We start from the raw sequence: 11,186 nt of genomic DNA, 5'->3' as shown, positions 1-11,186 counted from the left end.
CCAACGAGGTCTCGAACGTACTCCGTACTCCCGGGAGACCGCCGTGTCGTCGTTCGCCGTACCCTCCCCCGCCCTCGCCCCGAGACGGGCCTGGCTCACCGATCTGCCCGTGCTGGCGGTGGCCGTCGTCTGGGGCGCCAGCTATCTCTCCGCCAAGGGCATCACCACCACCCACACCGTGATCGCCGTCCTGGTGCTCCGGTTCGCGCTGGTGCTGCCCGTGCTGGTGGTGGCCGGACACCGCAGGCTCCGGGCGCTCACCGCCGCGCAGTGGCGCGCGGGCGCGCTCCTCGGCGCCATTCTGAGCGTGGTCTTCCTGCTGGAGACCTATGGAGTCGTCCACACCTCGGCCACCAACGCCGGACTCATCATCAGCCTGACGATGATCTTCACCCCGCTCGCGGAGGCGGCGGTCACCCGGACCCGGCCGCCGAGGGCGTTCACGGGCGCGGCGGCGCTGTCGGTCGGCGGGGTCGTGCTGCTCACCCAGGGAGGCGGATTCACCGCGCCGCCGGCGGGAGATCTGCTGATGCTGCTGGCCGCCGTGGTCCGTACCGTCCATGTGCTGGCCATGGCGCGGCTGAAGGCCGCCCGGGGTGCCGACTCGCTCTCGCTGACGACCGTTCAGCTCGGCGCGGCGGTGGCGGTCTTCGCGGTTCTCGCCGCGCTGCCGGGAACCGGTGCCGGACCGTGGTCGGTGGCGATCGGCTTCGGGCCGCGCGAGTGGGCCGGGCTGGTCTTCCTCGCCGTCTTCTGCACGCTGTTCGCCTTCTTCGTGCAGATGTGGGCGGTGCGCCGCACCTCGCCGTCGCGGGTCAGCCTGCTGCTCGGCACCGAGCCGCTCTGGGCGGCGGCGGCCGGGATCATGATCGGCGGGGAGCGGCTGGGCGCGGTCGGGCTGCTGGGCGCGGGGCTGGTGCTGATCGGTACGGCGTGGGGACGCCGTACCGTCGACCGCGCGGCCGGGTGAGCGGGTGAGCGGGTGAGTGGACCCCCGGCCCTCCCCGGCGGGCTCCGGAACGCCCGGCGGGTTCCGGAGTGCTCGGCCCTCAGCCGGTTCCGGAGTCCTCCGCGGCCGTCAGCTCACGGCACTTCTTGACGTCGTCGCCCATCGCCACCAGCAGCGAATCGATCGAGTCGAACTTCTGCTGGCCGCGCACATAGGCGAGGAAGTCCACGAACACGTGGAGCCCGTAGAGATCGAGGCCGACACGGTCGATGGCGTACGCCTCCACGCTCCGCTCCGTGCCGTTGAACTGGGGGTTCGTGCCCACCGAGATGGCCGCCGGCATCCGCTCGCCGTCCGCGGTCAGCCAGCCCGCGTACACCCCGTCCGCCGGGACCGCGGTGTGCGGCAGCGTCTCCACATTGGCGGTCGGGAAGCCCAGTTCACGGCCGCGCCGGGCGCCGTGCACCACCACTCCCTCGACCCGGTGCGGACGGCCCAGGATCTCGTGGGCCCCCGCGACGTCGCCCGCGGCGATCAGCCGGCGGGTGAGGGTGGAGGAGAACGGCTCCCCGCCGCCCGCCTCGCCCGTGACATGGAGATCGATGACCTCGACCTCGTAGTCGTAGGTGGCGCCCAGCTCGGCGAGGAAGGCGACATTCCCGGCGGCCCTGTGGCCGAAGCGGAAGTTGGGGCCCTCCACGACCCTGCGCGCGTGCAACTTGTCGACCAGCACCTTCACGATGAAGTCCGCCGGGGAGAGCTTCGAGAACTCGGCCGTGAACGGCAGGATCAGCACGGCGTCGACGCCCAGTTCGGCCATCAGCTCCGCGCGCCGGTGGTGCGGCGCGAGCAGCGGCGGGTGGCTGCCGGGGCGCACGACCTCGCTGGGGTGGGGGTCGAAGGTGACGACGACCGAGGGTACGGAGAGCTCGCGGGCCCGCTCCACCGTCCGCCCGATGATGAGTTGATGCCCGCGGTGCACCCCGTCATAGGAGCCGATGGTGACGACGCTGCGTCCCCAGTCCTGGGGAATGTCCTCCAAGCCACGCCAGCGCTGCACTGTGACCGCTCCTCGCCCGGTATGAAACGACTGTCTCTTGCGCTCTCACGCAGGTCTAAGACTGCCATGTCCACGGCCCGCCGTTCGCATCGGCATCGGACTGCCCAGGGTCTCCAGCGCCCGGCGGGTCTCCGGGGCGATCAGCGGGGACCAGTCGCCGGGGTCGTGGGCCACCCAGCCGGCGACCCGGGCCGCGAAGCCGGGGACCTCCCGGGCGAGCCGGATGAGCTGCTGGTCGAAGCGGTGCGCGCCGTCGGGGGTGCGGGCGAGCAGCACCCCGGTCCGGTGCGTCAGCTCGCGGGTGCGGGCCTCGGGGCGGGCGGTGCAGCCGAGGGCGGCGGCCCGGAGGAGGGATTCCAGTACGGCTTCGCCGGTGGCGGCGTCGGGGTCGGCGTCGGGGGTGCCGGGGGTGCAGGGGCGCGCCCGGTCGTGCAGCGCGTCGAGGAGGACGGCGAGCAGTTCGCGCCGCAGGGGGCCGGAGCGGGCGGTGCCGGGGGCGGCGAGCACCGGTGCCAGGGCCAGCCCGACCCGGTGGGGCCGCTCCCGCAGCATCTCGCTCACCAGCGGGAACAGTACGGAGCGGACGGCGGGTCCGTGTTCCAGCCGGCGGTCCACGAAGGCGGCGGCCCCGGGTGCCCCGGACGGGTGCCGGTCGAGATGCTCGGTGACGAGGGCCGCCGCGCGGCGGGCCTGGGTGAGTGTGGTGGTGTCCGCGAGGGCGGTGAGCACGGGTACGGCGTCGGTGTCCGTCCGCAGCCGGGCGCGGAAGGCCGCGAGGACCTGCTCGGGATGGGTCTCGACGGCGGCCATCAGCGCCAGGGCCGGCGGTCCCGCGGGCCCGGCGGCGGCGAACGCGTCGAGTGCCCGTTCCAGATGGCGGGAGCGGGTGTGCGGATCCCGGACGAGCAGGGCCAGCGCGGCTCCGTGCGGTCCGGGGTCGTCCGGCCGGCCGAGCAGGGCGAGCGCGGCATGGCGCAGCAGCAGCCGCTGGGCCCCGGTGGTGATGTGGGGGGCGACGGCCGGCGCGTGCGCGGCGGCGGCGGCCCGGCGGGAGGGGCGGGGGTCGTGGGCCCAGCGGTCGACGGCCCGGGCGAGGGCGGACGGCTCGTCCTCGGCGAGGGCGAGGAGCAGTTCGCCGGCGCGGGGGTGGTTGGCTGCCAGCAGGGCCTCGGTGAGGTCGTCCACGGCGAGGGTCCGGCGGGAGTGGAGCAGCGCCTGGGCCGCGACGGCGACCGTGGGGCGCTGCTCGGCGCCGGGGGTGACGGGCAGCGGGGTGCCGTCGATGAACCAGCGGCAGAGCAGCGGCTGGACGCCGACCGGGTCGGCTTCGAGCAGGGCGGCGACGGCGTCGAGGAACCGGGGGCGGGCGGGGGTGCGCGCATCGGGCGGCGGTGTGCGGAGGGTGCCGGACGGCGGGGGTCGCAGGGCGCCCGGTGGCGGGCCGTCCGCCGGGATGAGTCGGCGCAGGAGATCGAGCCGGTCGGATTCGGACACCCGCAGGCTCAGCCAGAACCAGGGGCCGAAGAGTCCGGTCCCGGCGGGCCGGTCCGGTCCGCCGCGCACGGAGCGGCGCGTGACGCGTTCGGCGAGCAGATGCAGCACGGGGAGGTACGCGGAGGGGTCCGGGAGCCGCAGCAGGGTGCGGGCGAGCAGCTGGGCGCCCCACCAGAGCGGGTCCCCGGTGCCGGCCGGGAGATCCACGGCTTCGACGAGCTCGCGGAGCCGGCGGGTGAGGGCGGGCGGGCCGTGGACCCGGTCGAGCAGCAGCAGGGCCTGGACGACCGGGCCGATGCGATGGCGCGGCACGGGCAGCGCGGTCGGGGGTTCGCTTCCCGCCGAACCGGGCGGCGGCGGGACATGACTGCCCGGGAGCCGGGTGCCGGGGCGGGCGGGCAGGCCCCTGGGGGGTCTGGTGTGCCGGCGGTGGACCAGGGAGTACAGGGCGGCGTCCAGATCGAGATGGGCGCCCTGGATCCACTCGGCGACCTCCTCGTGGGCGAAGCGGTAGCCGGTGCCCGCGGGGACGAGCAGGCCCTCGGTGAGCACCGCGGCGGCCCAGCCGGACCGCCAGGGGAAGAGCTCCTCGAAGGATTCCCGGTCCAGAGCGCCCTGTCCCGCTCCCAGACAGCGCCGGGCCGCCTCGTGGACCCGCCCGGACACCCCGGCGGCGAGCCGGCGCACGGCACGGCCGCCCGGCGGGGACGGGGACCCGGCGGCGACGCGCACCGCCGTGCGCAGACAGACCAGGGCGAGATGGGCGGCGAATATCTCCTCCCGGGCGGGGCACCCGGGGACCTCGCCCGGCAGGGCCTCCCGGACCTCGGCGAGCAGCCGCAGTGCGAGGGGGTGCCGGGCGTCGGCGTCGGCGATCGACCCGGGCGGGATGCCGTACCGGGCGCGCACCCGCTCGGCCTCGGCGGCGCCGAGGTCACCGAGGTGGGCGGCGGGCAGCCGGACGGCTCCGGGGGGATGGAGCGGGGCGGCGTACTCCCAGTACTCGGGTCGGCAGCCGATGGCCAGGCCCGCGCCCCGGGTGCTCAGCCAGTGCACGGTGCCGGCGGTCCACTCGGGCAGCCGGCGGGCGAGCGGGGGCGGCATCTCCTCGGGTCCGTCGAGCACCACCAGCAGGGGGCGGCCGGCCTCCTGCGCGAGGTGGGCGACGCGCTCGGGGGTGACGGCGTCCCGGTTCCCGGTGGCGCGGGCGGGCTGGGAGGCCGTGAGGCCCCGTCCGGCGCGCCGCAGGGCGCGGGCGACGGCGTCGGCGACCGAGGTGTCGCCGGTGCGCAGGTCGGCGCCGCGCAGCCAGACGGTCGGGGCGGGCTCGGGGCCCCGCGCGCGGCGGGCGGCGAGCGCGGCGAGCTCGGTGGTGCGGCCGGTACCGGGGGCGCCGGTCAGGGCGAGGACGAGACCGGGTGCGGCCCCGGCGCCGCCGGCCCCGCCCGGGTCGGTGAGGGCACGGCGTCCGCCCTGCTCGGCGGCGGAGTGGAGACCGGGTCCGAGGGTGCCGGCGGTGAGTTCGAGGACGGCGGCGAGATTGAGATCGTCGCCGTGGCCGGGGACGGTGGCCGCGTTGCGGCGCAGCAGTACGGGGAGGGGGCCGTCGGAGAGCCCGCCGAGGGGGCACAGGGGCAGCGCGAAGCCGGCGGCCCGCCGGCCGGACTGGAGCGCGGTGCCGAGGACGGCGAGCGCGGCGCCGGTGGCGGCGTCGAGCACCGGGCCGCCGGCGGCCTCGCTGCCCAGCCGCAGCATGTCGTCGCACCCCGGTCCGAGGAGCAGTTCGGCGGCCTCGGCGATGAGATGGAAGCGGTCGGTGGCCGTGTAGGTCACCGGGACGGAGCGCAGTACCCGGGCCTCGTACCAGCCGCGGGCCGGAAGCCGTACCGGGGTGCCGGGGTCGATCCGCTTCCGGGCGCTGATGGGCACCGGCCGCAGCCCGAGCCCTTCGGTGCGGACCAGGGCGAGGCCGTACGCGGGCAGGGGGGTGATGTCGGCGGCCTCGGCGAGGCAGGTGCGCGCACCCGGGGCGTGCAGTACGGCGCGGGCGAGGCCGTCGATGGTCTCGTGGCTGGTGACGACCGTGCCCAGCCGGTCGGCGGCGAATCCGGTGCCGCGCGGCCGGCCGGCGAGATCGCGGATGTCCACGAGTGTCGGCAGCTCCGGGTCCCCGTGGTTCATCGCTCCGGCCATGCTCCGACGGTAGGCACGGGCCGGCCGGCCGGTGAAGAACGCCTCGCGAACGCGCCCCCGGGGTGCCCCTCCGTTCGCTCCGAGCGCCTGCCCGTTGGGGTGAACGGCCGGGCCTCGCCGGTGGACGGACCCGCCGCGCAGAGGGATCCCGGGGTGGGCGGGCGGCCCGGCCGTGCCGTGCCGACCGTGCCGCGCCGGCTGTCCCGGGCTGGCTGTCCCGGGCCGCACCCCGCCCGGACGGGGCGGGGCACGGCGCGGCGGGACTCAGGGGCGCCGGGTGAGCAGCGCCCTGGCGCGGTCGAACGCCGAGTCGCGGTCCGCCGCGAACTCCTCCTCGGTGAACACGGGGGTGGATATGTGCGGGGGGATCCCCGGCCCCTCGTGGGAGAACCCGCCGGGGGTGGTGTATTTCTCGTTGGAGAGCGTGAACTGCCAGCCGTTGGGGAGCGAGCGGCCGAGGGTGTCGGAGAGGATGCCCTGGGTGTTCTCCCCGATCAGGGTCGTGGGGGCGGGGCGCTCGGCCAGTGCCTTGGCGAAGGTCTCCCCGGCGCTGACCGTGGATCCGCCGGCCAGGAGTGCGATGGGGCCGGTGTAGCGGGGTGAGCCGGCGGCCGGGACCACGCGCAGGGTCTGGCGCCGGGTGAACCGGGTGTCGTCGGCGGGGTGGTTGCGGGCCTGCTTGGCGTAGGCGGGGTAGGAGCGGTTGGTGAGCCGGGACGCTATCTGGAGCCCCAGGGCGTCGCTCCCGCCCGCATTGACCCGGGCGTCGATGATCAGACCGCGCCAGGCGCGGGGGCCGGAGGTGCGGGCCCGGGTGATGATCCGGTCCAGCACCCGGGTGAGCTCGGCGGTGTCGGCCTCGAAGTCGGGGGTGCCGGCGGCGTAGGCGACAAAACGGTTGATCCGCAGATAGCCGATGCCGCCGGGCAGCTCCGCGTATCCGATGGCGCCCTGCGCATGCTGTTCGAGCGGGGTGCCGCCGAGATCGCGGCGCTCGATGAACTCCCGGACCCGGTCGTCGTACTCCTGGCTCGGCGGAATGGTGCCGGGCCGGATCATCCGGAAGGAGCGGGTGAGCTCGGGGCTCTCCGCCTGGAGGGCGACATGGGCGTCCTGGAGCGGTGCGGTCATCTCGCTCAGGATGTCGAAGAGCTCGCCGGGGGCCGTCCCGGCGTGGACCTTCGGCCGGTACTTCGCGCGGGCGGCGTCCCAGTCGACTCCCCGGCTCGCGAAGAAGGCGTAGTTCTCCTTGAACGTCTGCCAGAAGACGTCGAAGGAGGCGACCGGCCCGGCCGGCTGTTCCCGGCCGCAGAGCTCGGGCAGTGCGGCGATCCGGCGCAGTGCCCGGTCGCCCACCGTGCCGTGGACGCGCAGGGCGGCCCGGTCCCGGGTCTGCGGCCGTACGGTCAGGGCGAGTCCGTCCGCCGCGAACCCGACGGCACCGCCGGGACCGGGGGTGCCCCGCTGCGGGACGGTGAGGGCGGGACGGCAGCTGATGGCCGTGGTGTCCCAGCTCCGCAGCTCGCCGTCGCGGACGGTGACCACCATTCCGTAGCCGTCCATCCGCCAGATGCCGTCCGCCGAAGGGCTCTTCCCGGCGGGCTGCCGGGCCGCGGTGCCGGCGTCCGGGGAGCGGGTGCCCGGCTGTGCGGAGGGTGCGGCGGCGGCCGTGCCGAGCGATCCCGCGAGCGCGAGGACGGTCCCCGCCGCCATGAGCGCGCCGCGCCGGGCGCGGCGGCGCGGGGCGGGGGTGTCCGGGCCGCCGAGGGGTCCGCCGGCGGCGACCGGACCGTATGGTCCGCCGGCCGCATCCGGGCCGGCGGTACCGCCGGCTTCCCCGGCACCGGCCGAGGGCATCGCTGATGTCACTGGGTTCCTCCCCATGGATCGATCGGCCTTCATCGTTCCGCGCCGGGTGCCTCCGGCGCGTCCTCCGAGGGGTGTCATCGTGATCAACCCGCAGGTGGAGAGGGGGAGTTGCGGGCCCCTAAGGGCGCCCCGGACCGGAATCGGCCGGAGCTGGAGTCCGCCGCGGCCCGGCGGGGCGGGGTGGCCGGGGGCGCCCCCGAGGGCGTACCCGCGCGCGGCGGCCGGCGGCCGTCCGGACCCGTAGGGGCGGCGGGGCGGATCGCCCCGCCGCCCCTACGGCTGTCCCCTACGCCCATCCACCGCCGGTGTGGCACCGCCCGCCTGAAGCGGACCTCGCGACTCCTCCTCGCCTCAGCCGTATCCGGCGGGCGGCCCCTTCGGACACCGGGGGCGCGAAGGCCGGCACGGGCCGGTGGCATCTGTGCCCGGGGCCCTTGCCCACTACCCGTGGCGGCGGCCGGCGCCCGGGGCCGCCGCCTCGCGTTGCGGCACGCACCCCGCTCGGCGCGGAACACCGCCCGAAGCGGCGCGGCCGTCCGGCGGGGCGCGGCCCCTGCCGGACAAGGACGAGCCGGCGGCCCCGCATCCAGAGGGCGGGGTGCCGCCGGGACGGCCCGGCGGACGCGGGGCGCCGGGCCGTCCCGGCGGCACCACCGGCGTACGAGCCGCCCCGCACACGGCGTGGCAGCTCTGCCGGGGCCGCGCGGAGGCCGGGCAGCCGTCCCGCGACGACGGCGTACCACCGGCGCCGGGTCCGGAGGCCGACGCCATCGGTGGACAGGCCATGCCCGACACGGCCCAGCAGCTCTGCCGGGGCGGCAGGGAGGACGAGCGGGTGCCCCGCCCCGCGACGACGAGCCGAGAGTGTTCGATCCGGGGCCGGCACCACCCGCGTACGGACCGCGCCGCACACGGCGTGGCAGCTCTGCCGGAGCCGCGCGGCAGCGGGCAGGCGTCCCGCGACGGCGCCCGCGGAGGGAGCGCTCTCCACGCAGGAGATCGCCGACCGGGCACTCCGGCAGTTCCGGACAGCGCTGGACGGTCCGGCGGCTCACTCCCGGGCGCCGGTTCCACCGCCGAGCCCACAACCCCGGCCCCGGCAGCCCCTCCTCAAAGCGCCGCGATCAAACCGCCGGGATCAAACCGCCGGGATCGAACCGCCGCGATCAAAGCACTCCGATCAGAGCACTGCGATCAAGGCGCCGAGATCCGGTAGACCACATTCCGGCGCAGGGGACCCGCCGGGACGTCCGGGTCGTCGAAGTCGTCGGCGGGGTCGTGGGTCATGCCGAGCCGGCTCATGACCGCCCGCGAGCGGACATTGCCCTCCGCCGCGACCGCCAGGATCTCCGGCAGGGCGAGACTCTCGAAGCCGAAGGCCAGCACCGCCCGGCCGGCCTCGGTGGCGATGCCGCGGCCCCATGCCGCACGGGCGAGCCGCCAGCCCGCCTCCACCCCCGTGAAGGGCACACCCGCGTCGACCGGATCCAGCCCGGCGAAGCCGGCGAACTCTCCCGAGGCCACCTCCTCGACGGCCCACCAGCCCCAGCCGCGCCCGTCCAGATCGGCCTGGAAGGCGGCGGCCGACGCGTCCGCCCGCTCCCGGGTCAGCAGTTCCGGGAAGAACTCGCGGACCTCGGGGTCCGCGTTCAGCGCGGCCCAGGGGGCGAGATCGGATTCCCGCCAGTCGCGGAGCAGCAGACGTTCGGTACGCAGTTCGGGCATCACGCAATCATGGGGTGATCATCTGCCCGGAGCAATCGGAATACCGCTCCAAGGGGACGGAACGGCCCGGCGGGCGGCCCGAAGGCCGCCCGCCGGGCGGTGAGAAAACGGGCCGGCACGGGGCCGGCCGGGGATCAGCCGAAGACGGCCAGGCTCTTGGCCTTGCCCTTCACTTCCTCCACCAGGGCGAGGAAGCGGTCGCCGGGGCCGAAGACCGCGACCGGGGAACGGTCGTGGGTCGGCATGTCCAGGCGTACCCCATTGGCGAGAAGCTTGGCCCGCCGCTCGTCCACGTCCCAGCGCGGGAAGGCCGCCGAGGCCGCCTCCGCGATGGGCATCACGGTCAGCTCCTCCTGGAGCTGGTCCAGGGTCCGTGCCGCGTCCAGGCCGTACGGTCCCACCCTGGTGCGCCGCAGCGCCGTCAGATGACCGCCGACGCCGAGACCGGCGCCGAGGTCGCGGGCGATGGCGCGGATGTACGTACCCGAGGAGCAGACCACCGAGACGACGAGGTCGAGCACGGCGGTGCCGTCCTCGGCGACGGCCTCGCGGATGTCGTAGACGCGGAAGGAGGAGATGGTGACCGGACGGGCCGGGATCTCGAATTCCTCGCCGCTGCGGACCCTGGCGTAGGACCGCTTGCCGTCGATCTTGATGGCGCTGACCTTGGACGGCACCTGCATGATGGCGCCGGTCAGGGCCGCGACCCCGGCGTCGATGGCGTCCCGGGTGACCCGGGAGGCGTCCGCGGCGGAGATGATCTCGCCCTCGGCGTCATCGGTGACGGTGGTCTGGCCGAGACGGATCGTGCCCAGATACTCCTTCTCGGTGAGGGCGAGATGCCCGAGGAGCTTGGTGGCACGCTCCACACCGAGGACGAGGACTCCGGTGGCCATGGGGTCGAGGGTCCCCGCGTGTCCGACGCGGCGGGTCCGTGCGATCCCGCGCATCTTGGCGACGACGTCGTGAGAAGTGAATCCCGACGGCTTGTCGACAATGACCAGGCCGTCGGGAGGGGTGATGCGCTCTGTCATTCGGACGCTTCGTCCTCGTCCTCCGGCTTGCGGTACGGGTCCGCCTCGCCGGCGTAGCTGGCGCCCGAGGACGCCTCCCGGACCTTGGCGTCCGACGCCCGCGCCTTGTCGAGCAGGGCGTCGATCGTCTTGGCGTTCTCCGGCAGGGCGTCCGCCACGAACGTCAGGGTGGGGGTGAATTTGGTGCCCGCGGCGGCACCGACCGCGGAGCGCAGTACGCCCTTGGCGCTCTGGAGCCCGGCCGCGGCACTGGCGCGGTCCTCGTCGTCGCCGTAGACCGTGTAGAAGACCGTGGCCTCCCGCAGATCGCCGGTGACCCGGGTGTCGGTGATCGTGACATGGGTGCCCAGCCGCGGGTCCTTGATGCCGCGCTGTAGCTTCTCGGCGATCACTTCCCGGATGAGGTCCGCCAGTTTCTTCGCCCGCGCGTTGTCGGCCACTGGTCCTTCTCCTTCTTACCTGCTTGCTTGCCTTGCCGTCAGTCTTCGTCGCTGTGGAGCCTGCGTCGAACCGACAGCAGTTCCACCTCGGGCCGGCCGGCGACAAGGCGCTCGCACCGGTCCAGTACCTCGGCGAGGTGGCCTGTATCGCCCGACACCACCGCCAGGCCGATCTCGGCCCTGCGGTGAAGGTCCTGGTCCCCGGTCTCCGCCACGCTCACCGCGAATTTCCGCTGGAGCTCGGCGACGATGGGGCGGATCACGGAACGCTTCTCCTTCAGCGACCGCACGTCGCCGAGAAGCAGATCGAAGGACAGTGTCCCCACATACATGAATGATCCGGATGTCCCGCCGGTTCGGGTTCAGGACGCCTGCCAGCGCTTGGCAGGGACATCCTGAACCGTACACGCGGCGGCCGGGGC

Annotated in this window: 8 protein-coding genes; 1 reads left to right on the top strand and 7 read right to left on the bottom strand. The window is 75.2% G+C overall.

The window, feature by feature from the left end; genetic code table 11:
* Positions 1 to 43: 43 nt before the first annotated feature.
* On the top strand, positions 44 to 970 hold the full coding sequence (locus AAFN69_RS26370; protein WP_347731258.1) for a DMT family transporter: 927 nt from the start codon (positions 44 to 46) through the stop codon (positions 968 to 970).
* A gap of 79 nt (positions 971 to 1,049) precedes the next feature.
* On the opposite strand, the gene AAFN69_RS26365 is transcribed toward AAFN69_RS26370, so the two are convergent.
* The 7 genes from AAFN69_RS26365 to AAFN69_RS26335 all read right to left on the bottom strand — a co-directional run bounded on the left by AAFN69_RS26365 (position 1,050) and on the right by AAFN69_RS26335 (position 11,096).
* Positions 1,050 to 2,009, bottom strand: a complete 960-nt coding sequence (locus AAFN69_RS26365) for a bifunctional riboflavin kinase/FAD synthetase (RefSeq protein WP_347731257.1) — start codon at positions 2,007 to 2,009, stop codon at positions 1,050 to 1,052.
* Between the two features lie 45 nt (positions 2,010 to 2,054).
* Positions 2,055 to 5,696 carry a serine protease gene (locus AAFN69_RS26360; RefSeq protein ID WP_347731256.1) on the bottom strand — a complete coding sequence of 1,214 codons (3,642 nt, stop codon included), beginning with the start codon at positions 5,694 to 5,696 and terminating at the stop codon, positions 2,055 to 2,057.
* A 264-nt stretch (positions 5,697 to 5,960) separates the two neighbouring features.
* Complete coding sequence (locus AAFN69_RS26355) at positions 5,961 to 7,409, bottom strand: S41 family peptidase (RefSeq protein ID WP_347731304.1); 1,449 nt, start codon at positions 7,407 to 7,409, stop codon at positions 5,961 to 5,963.
* Between the two features lie 1,350 nt (positions 7,410 to 8,759).
* The gene (locus AAFN69_RS26350) at positions 8,760 to 9,290 is read right to left on the bottom strand and encodes a GNAT family N-acetyltransferase (protein WP_347731254.1); all 531 of its coding nucleotides are present in this window, start codon (positions 9,288 to 9,290) and stop codon (positions 8,760 to 8,762) included.
* 134 nt (positions 9,291 to 9,424) lie between these two features.
* Positions 9,425 to 10,324, bottom strand: coding sequence for a tRNA pseudouridine(55) synthase TruB (truB, locus tag AAFN69_RS26345; protein ID WP_347731253.1), 900 nt, complete (start codon positions 10,322 to 10,324; stop codon positions 9,425 to 9,427).
* A complete protein-coding gene (gene rbfA / locus AAFN69_RS26340) occupies positions 10,321 to 10,764 on the bottom strand; it encodes a 30S ribosome-binding factor RbfA (protein ID WP_347731252.1) in 444 nt (147 codons plus the stop codon). Before rbfA ends, truB begins: the two co-directional genes overlap by 4 nt.
* Before the next feature lie 38 nt (positions 10,765 to 10,802).
* Positions 10,803 to 11,096, bottom strand: coding sequence for a DUF503 domain-containing protein (locus tag AAFN69_RS26335; protein ID WP_347731251.1), 294 nt, complete (start codon positions 11,094 to 11,096; stop codon positions 10,803 to 10,805).
* Positions 11,097 to 11,186: the final 90 nt, after the last annotated feature.

Source organism: Streptomyces sp. CAU 1734 (assembly GCF_039888735.1).
Lineage (GTDB): Bacteria > Actinomycetota > Actinomycetes > Streptomycetales > Streptomycetaceae > Streptomyces.
This window is presented reverse-complemented; position numbering and strand designations above follow the sequence as displayed.